Annotated in this window: 15 protein-coding genes, 1 tRNA gene and 1 other RNA gene; 7 read left to right on the forward strand and 10 right to left on the reverse strand. The window is 71.5% G+C overall.

The window, feature by feature from the left end:
- The first annotated feature begins 58 nt into the window (after nucleotides 1–58).
- Nucleotides 59–442 (forward strand): ArsR/SmtB family transcription factor, encoded by a 384-nt coding sequence (locus ABT078_RS24415; RefSeq protein WP_351231131.1) that lies wholly within the window; start codon nucleotides 59–61, stop codon nucleotides 440–442.
- 4 nt (nucleotides 443–446) lie between these two features.
- Here the strand turns inward: ABT078_RS24415 and ABT078_RS24420 are convergent, their stop codons facing one another.
- The 6 genes from ABT078_RS24420 to ABT078_RS24445 all read right to left on the reverse strand — a co-directional run bounded on the left by ABT078_RS24420 (nucleotide 447) and on the right by ABT078_RS24445 (nucleotide 7,076).
- A complete protein-coding gene (locus ABT078_RS24420; RefSeq protein ID WP_351231134.1) occupies nucleotides 447–1,292 on the reverse strand; it encodes a nitroreductase/quinone reductase family protein in 846 nt (281 codons plus the stop codon).
- A gap of 450 nt (nucleotides 1,293–1,742) precedes the next feature.
- Entirely contained in the window at nucleotides 1,743–2,504 is a 762-nt protein-coding gene (locus ABT078_RS24425) for a CAP domain-containing protein (protein WP_351231136.1), read from the reverse strand.
- A gap of 608 nt (nucleotides 2,505–3,112) precedes the next feature.
- Nucleotides 3,113–3,811 carry a L,D-transpeptidase gene (locus ABT078_RS24430; RefSeq protein WP_351231138.1) on the reverse strand — a complete coding sequence of 233 codons (699 nt, stop codon included), beginning with the start codon at nucleotides 3,809–3,811 and terminating at the stop codon, nucleotides 3,113–3,115.
- 266 nt (nucleotides 3,812–4,077) lie between these two features.
- Entirely contained in the window at nucleotides 4,078–4,290 is a 213-nt protein-coding gene (locus ABT078_RS24435) for a DUF4287 domain-containing protein (protein ID WP_351231140.1), read from the reverse strand.
- Nucleotides 4,291–4,638: 348 nt separating this feature from the next.
- The gene (locus ABT078_RS24440) at nucleotides 4,639–4,851 is read right to left on the reverse strand and encodes a hypothetical protein (protein ID WP_351231142.1); all 213 of its coding nucleotides are present in this window, start codon (nucleotides 4,849–4,851) and stop codon (nucleotides 4,639–4,641) included.
- Nucleotides 4,848–7,076: an FG-GAP repeat domain-containing protein gene (locus ABT078_RS24445; RefSeq protein ID WP_351231144.1), complete on the reverse strand. Its 2,229-nt coding sequence runs from the start codon at nucleotides 7,074–7,076 to the stop codon at nucleotides 4,848–4,850. The genes ABT078_RS24440 and ABT078_RS24445 overlap by 4 nt, the downstream gene beginning before the upstream one ends.
- 386 nt (nucleotides 7,077–7,462) lie before the next feature.
- Between ABT078_RS24445 and ABT078_RS24450 the strand changes: the two genes are divergently transcribed.
- A complete protein-coding gene (locus ABT078_RS24450) occupies nucleotides 7,463–9,640 on the forward strand; it encodes an FG-GAP repeat domain-containing protein (protein ID WP_351231146.1) in 2,178 nt (725 codons plus the stop codon).
- 428 nt (nucleotides 9,641–10,068) lie between these two features.
- Here the strand turns inward: ABT078_RS24450 and ABT078_RS24455 are convergent, their stop codons facing one another.
- The 4 genes from ABT078_RS24455 to ABT078_RS24470 form a co-directional block, all read right to left on the reverse strand.
- The gene (locus ABT078_RS24455) at nucleotides 10,069–10,491 is read right to left on the reverse strand and encodes a PIN domain nuclease (RefSeq protein ID WP_351231148.1); all 423 of its coding nucleotides are present in this window, start codon (nucleotides 10,489–10,491) and stop codon (nucleotides 10,069–10,071) included.
- Nucleotides 10,488–10,703, reverse strand: coding sequence for a type II toxin-antitoxin system VapB family antitoxin (locus ABT078_RS24460; protein WP_351231150.1), 216 nt, complete (start codon nucleotides 10,701–10,703; stop codon nucleotides 10,488–10,490). The genes ABT078_RS24455 and ABT078_RS24460 overlap by 4 nt, the downstream gene beginning before the upstream one ends.
- A gap of 53 nt (nucleotides 10,704–10,756) precedes the next feature.
- Nucleotides 10,757–11,458: a helicase-associated domain-containing protein gene (locus ABT078_RS24465; protein ID WP_351231152.1), complete on the reverse strand. Its 702-nt coding sequence runs from the start codon at nucleotides 11,456–11,458 to the stop codon at nucleotides 10,757–10,759.
- Between the two features lie 270 nt (nucleotides 11,459–11,728).
- Nucleotides 11,729–11,816 (reverse strand) — tRNA-Ser (locus ABT078_RS24470).
- Between the two features lie 73 nt (nucleotides 11,817–11,889).
- Here ABT078_RS24470 and ffs point away from each other — a divergent pair.
- The 5 genes from ffs to ABT078_RS24495 all read left to right on the forward strand — a co-directional run bounded on the left by ffs (nucleotide 11,890) and on the right by ABT078_RS24495 (nucleotide 19,420).
- Nucleotides 11,890–11,984, forward strand: an RNA gene (gene ffs, locus ABT078_RS24475) — signal recognition particle sRNA small type.
- Between the two features lie 86 nt (nucleotides 11,985–12,070).
- Nucleotides 12,071–14,350, forward strand: a complete 2,280-nt coding sequence (locus ABT078_RS24480; protein WP_351231154.1) for a DNA polymerase III subunit gamma and tau — start codon at nucleotides 12,071–12,073, stop codon at nucleotides 14,348–14,350.
- A 61-nt stretch (nucleotides 14,351–14,411) separates the two neighbouring features.
- A complete protein-coding gene (gene purD, locus ABT078_RS24485) occupies nucleotides 14,412–15,662 on the forward strand; it encodes a phosphoribosylamine--glycine ligase (protein ID WP_351231156.1) in 1,251 nt (416 codons plus the stop codon).
- Nucleotides 15,663–15,873: 211 nt separating this feature from the next.
- Nucleotides 15,874–17,757 carry a hypothetical protein gene (locus tag ABT078_RS24490; protein ID WP_351231158.1) on the forward strand — a complete coding sequence of 628 codons (1,884 nt, stop codon included), beginning with the start codon at nucleotides 15,874–15,876 and terminating at the stop codon, nucleotides 17,755–17,757.
- A 205-nt stretch (nucleotides 17,758–17,962) separates the two neighbouring features.
- Complete coding sequence (locus ABT078_RS24495) at nucleotides 17,963–19,420, forward strand: N,N-dimethylformamidase beta subunit family domain-containing protein (RefSeq protein ID WP_351231160.1); 1,458 nt, start codon at nucleotides 17,963–17,965, stop codon at nucleotides 19,418–19,420.
- The last annotated feature ends 33 nt before the right edge of the window (nucleotides 19,421–19,453 follow it).

Genomic DNA, 19,453 nt, shown 5'->3' on the forward strand with positions numbered 1-19,453 from the left:
AACACTCGGAGCGTATGATGTTCATCGAACACTCGGCAAGGGGAGGAGCGAGCACGCCATGAGCGACGCGACGACGGCGAGCGGCGGACACCGCGCCGCGCCCGTGCACACGCATCCCGACGAGGTCCCGGTCCTGGTCGCCCTCTCGGCGCTCGCCGATCCCGTACGCCTCCAACTCGTCCGCGAGCTCGAGGGATCCGCCGACTGGACGCGCACCTGCGGCAGTTTCGACGTACCGGTCGGCAAGGCGGCGCTCAGCCACCATTTCTCGGTCCTGCGCACGGCCGGCCTGGTCGAACAGCGCGACGAGGGGCCCAAACGCGTCAACCGCCTGCGCCGCGAGGAGTTCGACGCGCGCTTCCCGGGGCTGCTGGCCCTGGTCCTGCGCGCGGACGAGGACCGCCGCCGGCAGGCCGGACCCGGCGCTCACGACGGCGGCTGAACACCTAGGACACCTGCGGATCGAGCACCGGGATCAGCTGCTCCTCCTCGTAGAGCAGATGGCTCTCCAGCTCCTCCGTGAGCCGCTCGACCTCGGCGCGGACCCGTACGGCGTCGGCCCCTTCGGCCGACACGACCTTCCGCAGGTCCTCGACGAGCTCGGCGATCCGCACGTGCTCGTCGCGCAGCCGGTCCAGGACCGGGGCGAGCTCGGGATGATGCTCGGCGAGCAGCGGGAACATCCCGATGTCCTCGCCGGTGTGGTGGTGGTGCACTCCGGCGCAGACGGTCAGGCAGTTCACGCGGAGCTGGGCGCCGATTCCCGGTCCGGTCCCGGAACCGGCGATCTCCTCGCGGATCAGCGCCAGCTCCCGCCGGAACCCGTCGTGCACGGACTTGACGGCCGCTCCGAACGACGCCGCGGCGATGTTCGGCGGACCGGGGATCTCCTGGAGGGCGACCACGGGGATCACCCGCTCCGTCCTGGCCTGGTACTCGGCCCACCCGGGGTCGGCCTCGACCGCGCGGGCGAAGGCGCGATCACGCTCGGGGCCCTCCAGGACGACGGCCTCGGCCTCGTACGTGAACACTCCGGCCTCGACCGTGACGCGGGGATCGGCCACCAGGTTGTGGAACCAGTCCGGATGCCTCGGCGCGCCACCGGCCGAGGCGATGACCAGGACGCGCTCGCCTCCGTCGGGCAGATAGCCCACGGGAGTGGTGTGGCGGGCGCCGGACCGTGTCCCGGTGGTGGTGAGCAGGAGCAGCCGGCCGCCCTCGAAGGGGCCGCCGACGCGTCCGCCATTGGCACGGAACTCGTCGATGATCTGCTGGTTGAAATCGTTGGGCATGCGCTGCTTTCTTCTCGGGGGTCGAACGGAAACGGAGAAGAAAGAAGAACGGCGGGCCCCTCGCCCGCCCTGCGCTCACGCCAGGGCCGGGTACCCCACTCGCTCGTGGCCCATGGCCGACCCGGCAGTCACGGCGTCAACCGTAAGGTGTCAACGGCCGCCGGGCAACGCCGTATCGGGACTCCCGCCTACGACCGCCGCACCCCGCACTCGGTGACCCCGGTGCGGCCGGTGGAGCCCGCCCGGGGCGGAGACGGCGACGGGGGCGTCCGTAGCGTCAGCAGCCGAACCGGCCGCGGCCGACGGCGCGGACCCCGGCCAGGAACCCGCAGGCCGCGCCCGGACGGAGACGCGAGGGCCCCGACCGCATGCGGTCGGGGCCCTCGCGTCTGCCCTGCGCCGGGTGATGGCCTGGCGCTGTGCTCGATGCCGGGCTGCCGATCGGGCTGCTTATCGAGCTGTGCCGAAGTCCTGGGTCCAGTAGTCGTTGGGCTGCGCCAGGCCGACGCCGATCTCCTTGAACGCGCAGTTCAGGATGTTCTTCTTGTGGCCGGGGCTGGTCATCCAGGCCTGCATGACGCTCTCGGGGGTGGAGTAGCCGTAGGCGACGTTCTCGCCGTAGGTGCTCCAGTTGTAACCGGCGCGGGTGATCCGGTCGCCCGGGTTCGAACCGTCGGAGCCCGTGTGGGACATGTTCCGGTGGGCCGCCATGTCCTTGCTGTGGTCCTGCGCGGCCTTCGTCAGCGTGGCGTTCAGCTTCACCGGCGAGCAACCGGCCTTGCTGCGCTCGCTGTTGACGAGCTGGACGACGCGGGCCACGGCGCCGGACGCGGGGGCGGCAGGCGTGGCGGGCTTGGCCGGGGCGGTGGTGGCCGGAGCGGCGGGCTTGGCCGGGGCGGCGGGCTTCGAGGTGCTCGGCGGCGCGGTGGGCTCGGGCGCGGCCGGAGCGGTCTGCTCCGCCCTGCCGCCCCACTCCTTGCCCTGCTTCTGCTTCCAGTCACGGTCGCCGCCCGACCACCGCTCATCGGCGGACGCGTTCTTCCACTGTCCCCAGGACCTGTCGTCCTGGCTCTCCTGTCCCCAGGACCTGCCGTCCTGGCCCTCCTGCGGATCCATGCAGGCCATGGCGACGGAGGGCACACCCACTGCGCCCAGGGCGACGGCGGCGATGGCTATCTTCCGGTAGTGCGTCTTCCTGCGGTGCTTCCTCATGCATGACCTCACTCGGTGATCGCGGAGCGCCCCCGGTGCGGCCGACTCTGTCCAGACACTGCACCTGAGCGGCGGGGACGCCTTTGCGGGCGCCATTCTTAGAAGCACTCCAAGGGCAGGGCAACGAGCCTCGGTACTACGCGCGCTCGTAGCGATGCAGGGCCCTTGAAAAGGGGACACAGGCGTGCTGACCGGGCTTCCGGGACCTCCGGAGAACCTGCCGCATCGTCAGAAGTGCCTGTTTGCTAAAGAAACGAGCGAGGGTGCCGGACGGCCCGAGCGTCCTCGAGTCCCGCACGACATATGTCTACGTCAAGACGGACAAATCTCACTATGTCGCCAGGGCGCTATCTACTATTCGACAGCCTTAGTGCCCGAAGCGGAAGTGACGGATGTCACGGAACCATTGGTTCCGGTCCGCGAATCGAGCACCGTCCGCCGGCCCGCTCCGGGCGGCGCGGCCGCCCTTGATGCGGTCGCGCCGGTTGTCGGCGCGACGTACCCGCTGGACGAGGCCCCCAGGCCATTCGCCGCCCCCGGGAGGACAACGCTCGCGGCAAGGGTCGCCATCACGGTGTGATGCGTGCGCGAGCGCTGCCGGGGGTGTGTCAGGTGCCGGGCTTGCGGCCGTAGACGAAGACGTCGTCGCCGTTGCGCAGCAGGCTCCAGTACTTCGCCGCGTCGGTCTTGGTCATGTTCACGCATCCGTGCGACCCGGGCGGTGCCCAGACGCTGATGCCGACCGAGTGGAAGGCCTGGCCGCCGTCGAAGAACTGGCTGTAGGGCATCGGCACGTCGTACAGGCTGGAGACGTGGTCGATGTGCCGCCAGTAGATCTTCTTCGGCCCGGTGCGCGTCTCGTGCCCGTCGCGGCCGGTACGCACCGGGACCGGTCCGTACACGAGCTTCGTGCCGTCCTGGATCCAGCTCAGCTGGAGCGTCAGGTCGACGCAGGCGATACGGCCCTTGTTCGTGGGGCACTTGCCGGCCTTGTTCGGGGTCTTCCCGACGGCCTTCTGCTTGTTCATCAGATCCATGACGCCCCAGGTGATGGGCCCCGCCAGCCCGGCGTTCGGGCTGATCGAGTGCTTCGTCTGGAATGCCTGGATCGCCTTGCAGTCGGCGGCCGACTGCCTTCCGTCCACCGGAAGTCCGAGGAACTTCTCGACCTGCTTCTGGTACGGCCCGGTCTGCGTCGTGCACGAGGTCGCGGCCTGAGCGGTCGTGGTCCCCATGGCGAGCGTGAGCGGCGCCACGAGCGCGGCGATCCCCAGTGCGACGACTCCTCGTCGGCGTGTGTCCCCCACTGCTGTCGACTCCTCATGTCCTGCGGCTGTGGCGCACGTGGTGCGTGTTCCGCCTGGTAGACGGGCAAGGGTGCGGAGTGGTTGCACGCGGGAAGGGGACAGTTCCGTAACGGCCGCGGCGCGGTCACCCGCCGCGGAGGGAGTCGCCACCGGATTCTCCAGGGCGACGACGAAGGCCGGACCGTCGAGACGGTCCGGCCCTCTCGCCCGGCGCGGTGGCCGGTGGCGTCGTCATCTGCTCGTGGGCCCCGGTGTCAGCCTCACGATCAGGTGCCGTTGTCCTCGGCCAGGGTGTGCGCGACCAGGGCGTTGGCGTGGCCGTGGCCGAGTCCGTGCTCAGCCTTGAGCCAGGAGACGAGTTCCATGTGTCCGGTCAGGGGCGAGGAACGGATGAGGTCCTTCCACTCCGCAACCGGGCGGCCGTACTTCTTCTCGATCGAAGGGAAGTAGCTCGCAGGGCCCTTCACGGGTTCGGTCATGTCCGAGTCCATCCATCGGTGTCGAGTGATCCTGGGGTGTTGCCTCGTTCGCCGCGGTGCCGGGGCGTCGCGGTGTTGCTGTCCGGAGGACCGGCGGCGAAGAGCGGAGTGATCGGTTCGCTGATATGTCCTGGGTCACATCCGGCCGGGGAGCCGTGCGGACATGTGCGCTGCATCACTCTTGATACATCTGACGGCGCGATGAATTCGGAGCGCTGCAGCCGTCTCCATTGCCGTACACCCGGAGCGAATCACTGGCGGAGGATACGAGACTGGAACTCGTGAGGGGTTGCCCCCGACACGCTTTCCAAGTCTGTCGGCGCTGGTCAGAGACCTGTCCGGGGCCGTTCAGCTGTGTTCATGCGGTCGGCCCCCGCCCAGCAGCAGGGAGACGGGACCGACGACGGCGGGGCCCGGCTCCTCCGCCGCCGACGAGGCGGCCACCGCCCATGGCCGGGCGGCCACCCCGGCGCCTGCGGTCACCCCGAGGGTGACCGCGGCGGCGGTGGCGAGCCGGTGGTGGTGCCGGATGGTGCAGTGCACGGTGGTGCTGCTTCTCATGCGATGTTGTTGAACTTGGAGCCCTCACCCGCGTACAGCGACGTCGACTGACGGCTGAAGGGGGCGGTGGTGGAGCCCGTCGAGCGGTAGACGTACGTGCCGCCCGCGCCGTACGCGATCAGGTCCGGGCGCCCGTCGTTGTCGACGTCACCGGCGCCGACGAGCTGGGTGAAGGCACCCCAGCCGCCGCCGATCCGCACGCGGGTGGAGAAGTTGCCGCGGCCGTTGCCCTGGTACAGCCAGAGGACGCCGTCCTTGTCGCGGGCGACCAGGTCCCCGGCGGCCGTACCGGCGATGTTCCCGACGGCGGTGAGCTGGTTGTAGACGCCCCAGCCGCCGCCGACCCGCACGCGGGTGGCGAAGGGGGCGGTGGTGGAGCCCGTGCCCTTGTAGAACCACAGCACGCCGGCGGTGTCCGCGGCCACCAGGTCGGCGCGGCCGTCGCCGTCGAGGTCCGAGCCGCCGGTGAGCTTGTTGTAGATCTGCCAGCCGGCGCCGACGCGGGCGCGGGGCGTGAAGGTGCCGTCGCCCTTGCCGAGGTAGTGCCAGAGCACGCCCGAGCCGTCGAGGGCGACCAGGTCGCCGACCTGGTTGCCCGCGATGTTGCCGACGGCCTCGATCTGCTTGTACGTCTGCCAGCCCGAGCCGACCCGGGTGCGCTGGGCGGGCTTGACCTGGCCGCTCACCGGCCGGTCACGCAGGTCGTCGCGCCACAGCACGCCGGCGGCGTCCCGGGCGAGGACGTCGGTGGAGCCGTTGTCGGTGTAATCGTGCGGGTTGTTCGTCCGGGCGACCGTCATGAGGAAGCCCTGGTAGGCGGGCTCGCCGATGCCGTCGAGCGGCGTCGCCTCGGCCTCCACCCCGTACGTGCCGTTCGGCGCGTCCACCCCGTCGATGGTGCCGTCCCAGGTGTAGCTGAAGAGGGTGCCGGTGGCCGGTGCGTTCACCCGCTTCCGGAACTCCTTGCCCGTGCCGACGTGTGTGAGCGTGAGGTCCAGGCGGGCGTCGGGACGGGACAGCGTCCAGCCCAGCGTCACCTTGCCGCCGGTCTTGTCGAGGTACGCCACCTCGGGGATGTGGACCTGCTCGATCTCCACACCGACCGGCTGACCCGCTTCCGCCACCTTGGTGACCGTCGGGGTGCCGTCCTCCGCGGCCTCGATCCGGAACAGCCCATCGCCGTCGGCGGCCCGCCCGCCGCTCACCACCGCGCTGCCGTCGCCCGCGGCCGCCGAGCCTGACGCGCGGTCGGCGAGGTCGCGGATCTCGCCGCTGGTCAGGGAGACGGCCCGGACGGGCGTCGAGGGGTTGCCGTGCACCAGCCAGCTGCCCACGAGCTCGGTGTACCACTCGTCGTCGCGGGCGCCGAGGAGGGTCCGCTTCTCCTCGCGCGTCTTGCGGTCGACGGACGTGACGAACAGTCCGGTGCCGGACTTCCAGTCGAGCCAGGCCACGTGCGAACCGGAGAACATCAGGTTGCTGAAGCCGTACCCGGACTCGGCGGAGGAGTACGTCTCGGACACCGTCCCGTTCGCCACGTCGATCAGCGCCCGGCCGCCGGTCCGCGCGTCCGCCGGGCCCGTCTCGTACCCGACGAAGGCGACGCCGTCCCGAACAGTCGTGCCGAAGAAGTCGGTGGCGTCCGCGGGCAGTCCCGAGACCTTGCGGCTGGTCGTCGTGGCGCCGTCCTTGCTCACGACGTGCAGTTCCGCGGTGCCGTCGCTCTTCGTCACCTGTGCGAGCACGCTCGTCGGGCTCACCACTGCCACGTAGTTCGCGTCGAGCGCGCCGAGGTCGATGTCCACGCCCGGGGCGGACGGGTCGGCCATGTTCCGCAGGGTGAGCGAACGCATCTGGGAGACCCAGTTGTCGTCGCCGAGGACGACCACGTCGCTGCCCGACGTGGACCACCCGCCGTCGGCAGGGTAGTTGAGCAGGGTCGGGGCCCCGCCCCCGTACGGCCTCCAGCGCAGCTCCCGGGTCCCGTCGTGGGTGAAGGAGTACGTGAGGAAACCGGTGGCGCCCGCGCCACCGAGCTGGGCGTCCACCGGGAAGACGGGAAGGGAGGCGGGTTGACTGTCCGAGGCTGCCGAGCCCGCGACGGAGCCCGAGGTGGCGGCGAAGGCGGCCGGGGCGGTGGCCAGAGTGCCGGCGCCGAGGGCCGTGACGGCGAGGACGGCCGTGACGGCCGTGGCGAGACGAGTGCCGGTGGAGCGGAACTGCAAGGTGAACCCCCACGAGAAGATCGGACACGGAAGTGCCGTACCCGATCAGACTCATGATCGAGTCGCTCAGTTGTACGGGGATTTCGATGAACCGTTCGACTTCATCGGGTCGGGTGGCAGCGCCCGTCACCCCCGTCCGCCTGCTCCACCACCCCCGCACGTACCCCGCCTGCCCCGCGCGCTGATCCGGGCCATGACCTGACGCGGTGCTCGTCCGGCTCGACCGACCGGGGCCGCGCCTGGCGGAGGCACTGAGCTCGGACGCGAAGTCGTGAACAGGGCGAGCGTTGCCTGATGCGGCACTTGCTCGTACAACCATTTGTTCTGTCGAGAGTCGCACCATGTGCGGCGCACGGTGCGCCTGGTGTTTTAAGGGAGAACTGAACGTGCCCCATGCTCGCTCGACTCGACGGTTCCTCGTCGCCGCCGTCACCACCATTCTCGCCGTCACGATGGGGGCGGGTGCGCTGTCCGTCCCGGCGAGCGCCGCCACCACGGCGGGGACGATGAACGCCGCGGCGGACGCCATCACCCTCCCGAAAGACTCCAAGCTGATCGATGCCGGACTGACCGGCTTCCTCTCGCGGCCCGGCTCGGCCTCCGAGACGCGCTGGACGAGGTATGCGGACGGTTCCTCGCAGACGTACGGGCTCAAAACCGCCTTGCGGTCGTCGCGGACCACGGACTTCCTGGTCTTCCCAGGCCTCTATTCCGTGACGCTCAGGGACTTGAGGACTTTTTCGTCGCTCGAGGTCCCCGTCGGTACCTCGGCCGGCGGCGCCGTGTACGTCGGATCGGCGGCTGACGCGCTGTTCACGACCGTGGCGTCCGCGGAGGGTGTAACACTGCGGAAGCACACCAAGGCGGGTGGCACAGTGACCGTGACCGGGCTGCCGGCCGGCGCGACCGCGGTGGCGGTCGCCCCGGGCACCCCCGAGGACGCTCTGGTCACGTTCACCGACGGCACGGTGAAGAAGTGGGGCCTGCTCGACCTCGCCACCGGAGCCGTCGACGAGATCCGCGACCGCCCGGCGGGCTCCGTCAACGGCGATGTCGCCGTCTCGGAGACGCACGTCACCTGGACCGAGGGGATTGCGACCTCCCGGCCTGCGGTGTTCCTGCTGGACCGCGCCACGGGCACGGTCGAGGAGGTCCCGGTCGAGGACGTGTGGGCGAGCGACCTCCAGGTCGGCCTGGTCGGCGGCTGGGTGGTGTACGGCGAGGCGGGCGGCCTCTCCAGCGGCGACACGAACCCGTTGTACGTCCTCACCGCGTACGACCCGGCCACCAAGACGAAGGTGAAACTTCTCGACCACCTGACCTCGTCCGCCGCCGCCCCCGACGGCCTGTACGTGCGGGGCGGCACCGTCGCCCAGGGCGAGGGCCTGTACAAGATCGCGCCCGGTGCGAACGGGACTCCGGCCGTCGCCCTGGTGGCGGGCACCGGGGAGCCCACCGAGGTCGTGATCACGGGCAACAACGTCCCCGCCACCGTCGACCTCGACACGAACGGCGGGAAAACGACCTTCACCTGGGGGCTGTCCCGGAACACCGTGGACGTGAAGGTGACCTTGCGCCACGTCCGGACCGGGAAGACCCGCGAGTTCTCCGAGACCCACCCGTACAACCCGAGTGTGTCGTTCACATGGCACGGTGACCTCGGACCGGACACCGAGAGCGCCTACAACGGCGACTACACCTGGGAGATGACCGCACGGCCGCTCAACGGCATCGGGCCGACCGCGACCGCCTCCGGCACGTTCAAGGCCGTCCGCAAGACCGCGCCGCACGACTTCGACGACAATGGGGCCCCTGATGCACTCTTCCGCGACGGCTCCGGCCGGCTGTGGCGGAGCGACACCACCTACTTCGAGGACAACGGCCAACTGCGGGCCCACCCGCGTCAACTGATCGGTGCGGGCTGGCAGATCTACGACCGGATCGAGGCGACGGGGAACGTCGGCGGCTCGGCGTTCGGCGACGTCCTGGCCCGGGACAAGGCCGGTGTGCTGTGGCTGTACCAGGGGACGGGCCGCGGCGGCTTCGCCACGCGCGTGAAGGTCGGCGCCGGCTGGCAGATCTACGACAAGATCGCTGGCGGCAGCGACCTGACCGGGGACGGGCGTTCGGACCTGGTCGCCTCCGATACGTCGGGCGGTCTCTGGCTCTACAAGAGCACCGGCTCCGCCACCGCCCCCTTCTCCGCGCGGAAGAAGATCGGTACCGGGTGGGGGATCTACAACGACCTCGCGGCCGTCGGCAACCTCGCGGGAGGCCCGGCCGGGGACCTTCTCGCCCGGGACAAGGCCGGTGTCCTCTGGCTGTACCTGGGCAATGGCGACGGCACCTTCGCGCCGCGGACGAAGGTCGGCGGCGGCTGGAACGCGTACACCCACCTCGTCGGCGTCGGCGACGCCAATCGGGACGGCCGCCCCGACCTCGTCGGCTTCGGCCCGAAGTCCGAATACCTGTACCGGGGCACGGGCGACTGGCGCACCCCCCTGCGCGGTGCGCAGCCGGCAGGGCTGACCCTCGCCAACGGGCCGTACAACCACGTCGCCTGACCGGCCGCATGTGACGGTCTACGCCCCGCAGCCCCCGACCCTGGCCGCTCAGCGAGCGGACAGGCACCCAGCGGGCTGCGGGGCGGGAACGGGGTCCGACACCAGACAGACCGTGAACGCCTCGGCGAAGAGCGAGCCGATCGCCATGTCGAGCACCGTGCCCTCGCCGCAGCGGCCGGAGTCCCGGCAGGGCTACGGCACCATCGAACGCCGGAGGGCCGGACCGCTGATGCGGTCCGGCCCTCTGAGCCGGCGGAGGATACGAGATTCGAACTCGTGAGGGGTTGCCCCCAACACGCTTTCCAAATGTTCGTATGTCCGTCCGTCTGAGGCCATGCATGTCCTGATCTGGGCCGGATCGTTCTGATGGCCGCCGCCCGAACGGCCCCGGACGGAGCTGAATGCAACCAGAACTGCAACCACGGGTCCTACTTGCCTCCGTCCGGGCCGTACCACTGGAGGGGCTGTCCGGTCACGGCGGCGATGCATTCGAAGTCGTGGTCGCGGTGCAGGAGGGCGAGACCCTGCAGCTCCGCTGTCGCGGCCACCACGAGATCCACTGCGCTGGCACTGCGGTGCTTGCCCTGCTTGGTGAGGGCCTCCTGAACCTGCCAGGCGCGGTCGTAGGCGCGGTCGTCGACGGGGACCCAGCCGAAGATCAGCCGGATGTCCTCGATGCCGCGAGCCCGGTCGGTGGCGGACCGGGCGCTGTAGAAGAACTCCAGCTCTGTGATCGGGCATGTGGCAATGAGCCCGGCGGCTGCCGCCTGGTCCCAGCCGTACTGCTCCGCCTCACCCCGCAGGAAGCGTGCGAGGGCACTGGTGTCGATCAGGAACTGTGCCGCGTTCACCGCCGGTAGTTCCTCTTGTCCTCGAACAGCTCCAGGTCGAAGGCACCCTCCTCGGCGGCGGCGCGGAGCCGGGTGAGGGCCAGGGCGCGGCGCCGGTTTTCCAGCACCTCGCGCAGCGCGGTGTTGACCGTTTCCTTCTTGGTGCTCGTCCCCAGGGCTTTCGCCACATCGGCGACCAGCTCGTCGTCCAGATCGATGACAGTCCGGCTCATGTGCACCTCCTGATATCAACTATGGAGACAAGTATATCTCGAGAGGTGTACGACTACGAGGGCATGATGCTGTGGATCCGGGACGGGGTGAAAACGCGCTCGTCCTCTCGCAGGTGGCACCAGGCTTCGAGGTAGGGCGGGTCGAGTTCGAGGCGGCTGAGGGTGCGTACGGTGCGGTTGCCGGAGGTGGCGACGTATTCGACCGTGACACGGGTTCCGGTGTCGATGGCATGGGCGAGCTGACGGACATCGGTGTAGGGCAGCCGCTTCGCGTGCCCGGCGACGATCTCCTCGGTGTCGGTACCGAAGGGGACGCCGCTGCCGAACGGGTCGGGGTCAGGGGCGGTGAGCAGACGGGCGGCCAGGGCGTTCGGGTCTGCGGCGGTTGGTGTTGTCGCGGTGTGGCGGACCGCGCTGCGGCGATCGACGCCCGCGCCGCCCCTTCGGGGGTCGGTACGGGGGCGGCGGCCCTTTGCGGTCGTTTCATTTCGAGGCGCACGGTTCCGTAGGGGCCCGGCGGCGACGGCGCCAAGGTCGGCTGTGAGTTCGTCCGGTGAGTGTCCCGCGTCCAGTGCCCGACGGACGCTGCCGGGACTGAAGCGCCACACCGAGGCCGTGCCGCTGGTTTCACGGTCGGCGACCAGATCCAGCAGCGCGGCGAGTGGCGCCGATGGGGTCCCGGTGACGACAGCGGTGAGGTCGGCGCCGATCCGATCCGTGCCGTCCGGGTAGCCGTGGGCAGGAGCTGTTGGCACACGGCGGCCAGCCCTGTGACGTCGTCTTCCATCAGGGCGTTGCCGAGAGGAGACAGCGCGCCGCGAGCGAGTACGCCGAGGAGCTCGGCCTCGCGGATCAAGGTGGGCGGTGCCGCGCGGATGCGAGCGCGGTACCTCCACGTGCCGGACCTTTCCGGGGAGCCCCGGAAAGGCCTTTGTGGACAAAGACCAGGACAACAAGGGCCGAGACACGTCGAAGGGCCCCACCGCGAACGGTGGGGCCCTTCGACATCGTGCCCGGTGAGGCACTGGCGGAGGATACGAGATTCGAACTCGTGAGGGGTTGCCCCCAACACGCTTTCCAAGCGTGCGCCCTAGGCCTCTAGGCGAATCCTCCGCCGGAAACATTACATGACGGCGAGGAGTGCTCGCGAACTCGTTCTCCACCCCCGCCATCAGGTACTCTGTGCGGAGCCCCTCACGTGGCGCTATCTGACTGAACTCCCCCAGGGCCGGAAGGCAGCAAGGGTAGGTCGGCTCTGGCGGGTGCGTGAGGGGCGTTTTGCGTTCCGTAGCGGGTCGTGAGCGTGGTTCCGCGGTGGATCTGTGCGGCGGGTCCGGTTGTCGGCGCGCCCCGATAACCTCGTAGGCGTGTCGTCCCTTGCGCTGTACCGCCGCTACCGTCCCGAGTCCTTCGCCGAGGTCATCGGGCAGGAGCATGTCACCGACCCGCTGCAGCAGGCGCTGCGGAACAACCGGGTCAATCACGCGTACCTGTTCAGCGGGCCGCGCGGTTGTGGCAAGACGACCAGTGCGCGCATCCTCGCGCGCTGCCTGAACTGCGCTCAGGGACCCACACCGACGCCCTGCGGGGAGTGTCAGTCCTGCCAGGACCTCGCCCGGAACGGGCCGGGCTCGATCGATGTCATCGAGATCGACGCCGCGTCGCACGGTGGTGTGGACGACGCCCGTGAGCTGCGGGAGAAGGCGTTCTTCGGGCCCGCGTCGAGCCGTTACAAGATCTACATCATCGACGAGGCCCACATGGTCACGTCGGCGGGCTTCAACGCCCTGCTGAAGGTGGTCGAGGAGCCCCCGGAGCACCTCAAGTTCATCTTCGCCACGACCGAGCCCGAGAAGGTCATCGGGACGATCCGGTCGAGGACGCACCACTACCCGTTCCGGCTCGTGCCGCCCGGGACGCTCAGGGACTACCTGGCGGAGGTGTGTGGCCGGGAGGGCATTCCCGTCGAGGACGGGGTGCTTCCCCTGGTCGTGCGGGCCGGCGCCGGGTCGGTGCGTGACTCGATGTCCGTGATGGACCAGCTGCTCGCCGGTGCGGCCGACGACGGTGTGACGTATGCCATGGCGACGGCCCTGCTCGGGTACACGGACGGGTCGCTGCTGGACGCGGTCGTGGACGCCTTCGCGGCGGGGGACGGGGCCGCGGCGTTCGAGATCGTGGACCGCGTCATCGAGGGCGGGAACGATCCACGGCGCTTCGTCGCCGATCTGCTGGAGCGGCTGCGCGACCTGGTGATCCTCTCGGCCGTGCCGGACGCGGCCGAGAAGGGGCTGATCGACGCCCCCGCCGATGTCGTCGAGCGGATGCAGGCGCAGGCCCAGGTGTTCGGAGCCGCCGAGCTCAGCCGAGCCGCGGATCTCGTCAACACGGGGCTCACGGAGATGCGCGGTGCGACCTCGCCGCGGCTCCAGCTGGAGCTGATCTGCGCCCGGGTGCTGCTGCCCGCGGCCTTCGACGACGAGCGCTCGCTGCAGGCGCGGCTCGACCGGCTGGAGCGGGGGGCCACCTTCTCGACGGGCGCGCAGGCGCCGGCCATGGGGTACGTACCGGCGACGGACGCCCATATGCCGCCCGGCCCCGTGGGCCCCGTCGGCGGGCCGACCGCCGCGCGCGCGGCGGCACGGGGGCAGGCCCCCGAGCCGCAGGCCGCTCCGGCCGAGGTCCAGGCTCCGCCCGCGCCTGCCCAGGAGCCCGCCGCCGCACCGCGGCCCGGTGCCTGGCCCGGCGCCGCGACCCCCGGTGCCGCCGCGGTCCCCGCCGCGCAGAGCCCCGCATCCCAGCCCCCCGCCGCGCAGAGCCCCGCATCCCAGGACTACGGAGCGCCCGCCCCGGCGGCCCAGCGCCCCGGCGCCTGGCCCTCCGCCGCCGCCCCCGGCCAGGGACGCCCCGCCGCGACCCCGGCACCCGCTCCGGCTCCGACGGCCGGGCCTGCCACGCCCTCCGCTTTCCCCGCCCCGCAGCCGGCCCAGGCCGTCGCGCCGGGAGCCGTCCAAGGCGCTGGCCAGGTGCGGAACATGTGGCCCGGCATCCTGGAGGCGGTCAAGAACCGCCGCAGGTTCACCTGGATCCTGCTCAGTCAGAACGCCCAGGTGGCGGGCTTCGACGGCACGACCCTCCAGATCGGCTTCATCAATGCCGGCGCCCGTGACAATTTCGCGAGCAGCGGCAGTGAGGACGTGCTGCGGCAGGCGCTCGCCGAGCAGTTCAACGTCCAGTGGAAGATCGAGGCGATCATCGACCCGTCGGGCGGCGTCGGTCAGCCCCCGGCAGGCCCCGCCGGTGGAAGCAGCGGCGGCTACGCGGGCCGTCCCCCGGCGGCCCCCGCGCCCGCCCCCGCACCGCCTCGCCCGGCGCAGCACGCGCCTCAGGCGGCGCCGTCCCCCCAGGCACCGCAGGGCCAAGGCCCCGCGCCGCAGTCGTCCGCCCCCGAGCCCTCGCATGCCACGCCCACCGCCGCAGGCCCGCGGCCGCAGGGACATGCGCAGCCTCAGCAGGTGCCCGTCGCGCCCGAGGACGACATCCCGGAAGAGGATGATCCGGACCTTGTGGACTCCGCGCTCTCCGGCCACGACCTGATCGTGCGGGAGCTCGGCGCCACGGTCGTGGAGGAATACACAAACGAGTAGGGACGGGTGCTTCGGCGGCCCGCACAAGGTCACCCGCACCGCGCGGGCTACCCTGGCTGCCGTGAAGGTCCTCGTCATCGGCGGCGGCGCCCGCGAACACGCCCTGTGCCGCTCTCTCTCCCTCGACCCCGACGTCACCGCTCTGCACTGCGCGCCCGGCAACGCCGGAATCGCCGGGGTCGCCGAACTGCACCCGGTGGACGCCCTCGACGGCGCCGCCGTGGCCGCGCTCGCCACCGGGCTCCAGGCGGACCTGGTCGTCGTCGGACCCGAGGCACCCCTCGTCGCAGGAGTCGCCGACGCCGTACGGGCCGCGGGCATCGCCTGCTTCGGCCCGTCCCGCGAGGCCGCCCAGCTGGAAGGCTCCAAGGCCTTCGCCAAGGAGGTGATGGCCTCGGCGAACGTGCCCACCGCCCGCTCGTACGTGTGCACCACCCCCGAGGAGATCGACGAGGCCCTCGACGCCTTCGGGGCCCCCTACGTCGTCAAGGACGACGGACTCGCCGCCGGCAAGGGCGTCGTCGTGACCGGCGACCTGGAGAAGGCCCGCGAGCACGCCCTCGCCTGCGAACGCGTCGTCATCGAGGAGTACCTCGACGGGCCCGAGGTCTCCCTCTTCGCCATCACCGACGGCGAGACCGTGCTTCCCCTCCAGCCCGCCCAGGACTTCAAGCGCGCGCTGGACGACGACGAGGGCCCGAACACCGGCGGCATGGGCGCGTACTCCCCGCTCCCGTGGGCCGACCCCAAGCTCGTCGACGAGGTCATGGCGACCGTGCTCCAGCCCACCGTGGACGAGCTGCGCCGTCGCGGCACCCCGTTCGCCGGACTCCTGTACGCCGGTCTGGCGATCACGAGCCGTGGCGTGCGGGTCATCGAGTTCAACGCCCGGTTCGGTGACCCCGAGACCCAGGTGGTCCTCGCCCGCCTCAAGACCCCGCTCGCGAGCGTCCTGCTCAACGCGGCGCGCGGCACACTCGACATCGAGCCCCCGCTGAACTGGCACGACGACGCCGCCGTCACCGTCGTGATCGCCTCGCACAACTACCCGGACACACCGCGCACCGGCGACCCGATCGAGGGACTCGACGCGGTCGCGGAGCAGGATTCGCCGTACGCGTACGTCCTGCACGCCGGGACCAGGCAGGAAAGCGACGAGATCGTGAGCGCCGGCGGCCGTGTGCTCTCGGTGACCGCCACCGGAGCGAACCTGACGCAGGCCCGCGAGCGTGCGTACGCGGCAGTCGGCCGTATCCGGCTCGACGGTTCGCAGCACCGTACGGACATCGCACGCAAGGCCGCGGAAGGCTGAACCCACGGACGCCGACGGCCGTCATCACCTTTGCCCAAAGCCATTCCATCGAGTGACGGCTGCCCCATCCGGATGACGCCTGTCGACGCCCCAACTAGGGTGCGGCGCAGGCGTTCGGGCACTTGGCCCACCGGCATTGCGATGTCGGTGGCGGGTGCCACAGTGGGGGAGTGAGCTACACCGCCGCAGGGCAGAGGGGGTGAGTCCGGCCGTGTCCGGAACCGGTATCGGTGAGGAGGCGGGCGCGCTGTCCGCGCGCTCCCGAGCCCTCGCCGTGCTGCGCATCCGCAGCAGGGCGCTGGCCGTTGCGCTGCTGCCCGCGGCCGTCGCCGTCGTCCTGCTCGCAGGCGAGGCCACGGGACGTACGGGCGGCGGAAGTTGGGAGACCGCCCGCTGGGTCGCGACGGTCACCGCGGTCGTCGTGCTGCTCGTCGCGGCGGCCGTCGCCGCGGTGATCGCCCGGGCCAGGCCGGCCGTCAGTCCGACGGTGGAGCTGGCCGAGAAGGCGGCCCCGGATCTGTACCGGCTGGTGGAGGACCTCGCCGGCCGGCTGGACGTCCCCGTGCCGTCCGCGATAGCCCTCACGCCGGACTGCGACAGCTGGCTCGAGGACCGTACGCATCCGGCGACCCAGGCGAAACAGGCCGCCGGGCGCCCCGGCAGCCGACCGTCCGGCGCGATACCGGGCGGCGCCCGCCGCTCTGCCGACGCACCCGTGCTGGTCATCGGCTCGCCCTTCCTGTGGTGGATGCGGGTGGCCGAGCTGCGGGCCGTGCTCGCCCCGGTCGTTGCCGGTACGGGCCCGTCCGCACACCCGGACATAGCCGCCGCCCGCCGTTTCGTGCGCGGGCTGGACGCCGCGGTGGGCGTCGCCGCCCGCCCCGGGCTCGGTCCGATACGCGGCCCGGCGCTGGGCCTGGCCGGCGGGGTCGCCAAGGTCCTGCTGCGCAGCTGCCGTGCCCATGCCACCGAGATGGAGCGGGGCGTCGCCGCCGCCGCGTCCGAGCGCGCACAGACGGTGGACTACGGTCTGCGGATCGTCGCCCAGGAGCAGGTCGGGCTCGCCTATGCCGGCTGGGACCGGCTGCTGACCCGGGTCGCGCTGCCCGCCTGGCGGATGGGGCGCTGGCCCTCCCGCCTCGACGCCGGCGTGGTCTCCGCGCTGACCGAGCTGTCCCGGCGCGACCGGCTGGCGGAGGGCTTCGCGTCCCGGCTGGGCGAGCGCCCCGCCTGCGATCTCCTGGAGGAGCCCGGCGCGGTCGACGAGGCCGCATCGCTGCTGGCCGCCCGCCTCTTCCACGGGGGCCCGGCCGAGGGCGGCGCCGACTGGTCGCCGGTGGACTGGCAGGCGTATCCGGAAGAGGTCGTCGACCGCAAGTGGCGCACGGAGGCGGCCCGGCTGCACCGCGTCCTGGACGTGATGGGGGTCCGCCCCGCCGCGGCGCCCGCAGGGCCGACCCTCGCCCGGGTCGTGGACTACCTCTCCGGCGCCAGTCCCGGCTGTAAGGGCGATGCGGGCGCCGCCGTACCCGCGGCCGCTCCCGTGGCCGCAGACGCCGGACATGCGCCGGCCGCCCCCGGGCCCGGCCGCCCCGCGACAGAGTCGTCCGAGGCCGCTGACACCGCCGACGCCGCGGAAGCCGGCGAAGACACCGACCGTCTCCCCGCGTCCGCCGTCCCCGGCGCCGCGCTCGCCGCCGGGATCAGCGCCGAGGTGGCACGCGAAGAGGCCGCGCGCGAACGGTCCGCGGGCGCCACGGCATGCGGCGCCCCGGTCGCCGACCCGGTGAGCGGCGCCGCGGCCATGTGGGGCAAGGACCCGCTGCCCCTGTTCCCCCTCCTGCCACCCCGTACCGACCGCGAGCTCCTCGCCGACCACGTCACCGCCATGGTCTGCTGCGCGGCCGTCGACACCGCGGGCGCCGTGCCCGGGCTCGACTGGCTCGACGGACCGGCCCTCCTCATACGCGGCGAGCGCAGCGCGGATCTGGGCGGCCGGGTGCTGAGCCTGGTCGAGGACGGCGATCCGGGGCCCCTGCGCGACTGGTTCACCTCCGTCGGAATCCGCTCCGAGAAGCCCGTCCGCCTGGTCTGATGACCGGACCTGAGCGGAATGGTGAATTCCGTTCACGTCAATTCACGACGAACGGTGACGGAGTGCGTGCGTTATGTGATGTGCTGGGACTGGCACCGACAGCAGGCGCTTCCATCGACCGCTGTCGGCACGGGTGTCAGCAGTCCGTCATCGTCATCAACGGCTTTCATCACCAGCGGTCGCGGAGAGTCGAAGGAGGGGCGCCATGGGGGCGGAGCAGATCCGGCGGTGGGAATCGGGCGCCCTCGCCCACGCCGTCACCGACCCCTTCGGCCAGGGCCCCCTGCCCTGGCTGCGCGGCAGCGAGCACTACTTCGACGACACCGGCCAGGTCGTGCCGTGGTACGCGGACCCCGATCGCGGCCGGAGTGCCCGCGGCCCCCGCACCGCCGACGACGTACGCCGCCAGATCAAGGGCTTCGCCTCCACCGGCGCCGTCGCCCCGGGCGAGGCCATCGACTTCCATGTGACGGTCGACCCGCCGCAGCAGTTCTCCGTCGACGTCTACCGGATCGGTCACTACAGCGGCGACGGCGCCGCCAAGATCACCACGAGCCCGCGCCTCTCCGGCATCGTCCAGCCGCCCCCGCTCACCGCCGACCGCACGGTCTCCTGTCACCACTGGTGGCTCTCCTGGCGGCTGCAGATCCCCGCCTTCTGGTCGATCGGGGCCTACGTCGCGGTCCTGACCACCGTCGACGGATACCGCTCGCACATCCCCTTCACCGTCCGCGACAGCCATCCGGCCGATCTGCTCCTGCTGCTCCCCGACGTCACCTGGCAGGCGTACAACCTCTATCCCGAGGACGGCCGCACCGGGGCCAGCCTTTACCACGCCTGGGACGAGCACGGGCGGCTCCTCGGCGAGGAGGACGCCGCGATCACGGTCTCCTTCGACCGCCCGTACGCGGGCGCGGGCCTCCCTCTGCACGTGGGGCACGCGTACGACTTCATCCGCTGGGCCGAGCGGTACGGCTACGACCTCGCCTACGCCGACACCCGCGATCTGCACGCCGGGCGGGTCGACCCCACCCGCTACCGGGGCCTGGTCTTCCCCGGCCACGACGAGTACTGGTCGGCGCCCATGCGCCGCACCGCCGAGCTCGCCCGCGAGCACGGCACATCCCTCGTCTTCCTCTCCGCCAACACCATGTACTGGCAGGTCGAGCTCGGCCCGTCCCCCTCCGGCGTCGCCGACCGACTCCTCACCTGCCGCAAGCGCCGAGGCCCCGGCCGCCCCGCCCTCTGGCGCGAGGTCGACCGCGCGGAGCAGCAGCTGCTCGGCATCCAGTACGTGGGCCGGGTCCCCGAGCCCCACCCCCTGGTGGTCCGCAACGCAGAGCACTGGCTCTGGGAGGCGACCGGCGCGGGAGACGGCGACGAGATCCCGGGCCTGGTCGCGGGCGAGGCCGACCGCTACTTCCCCCGCACCCCGCTCCCCGATCACCAGGGCCGCATCCTCCTCGCCCACTCGCCCTACCAGGACGGCGACGGCGTCCTCCGCCACCAGGAGACGTCCCTCTACCGAGCCCCCTCGGGTGCCCTCGTCTTCGCGTCCGGCACGTTCGCCTGGTCCCCTGCCCTCGACCGCCCCGGCCATGTGGACACCCGTATCCAGCGCGCGACTGCCAATCTCCTCGACCGCATCTGCAAGCGCGACTGACCGCAGGACCCCCACGGGAGCCGGTCCGCGTCG

The organism is Streptomyces sp. NPDC002133, from assembly GCF_040296405.1.
GTDB lineage: Bacteria > Actinomycetota > Actinomycetes > Streptomycetales > Streptomycetaceae > Streptomyces.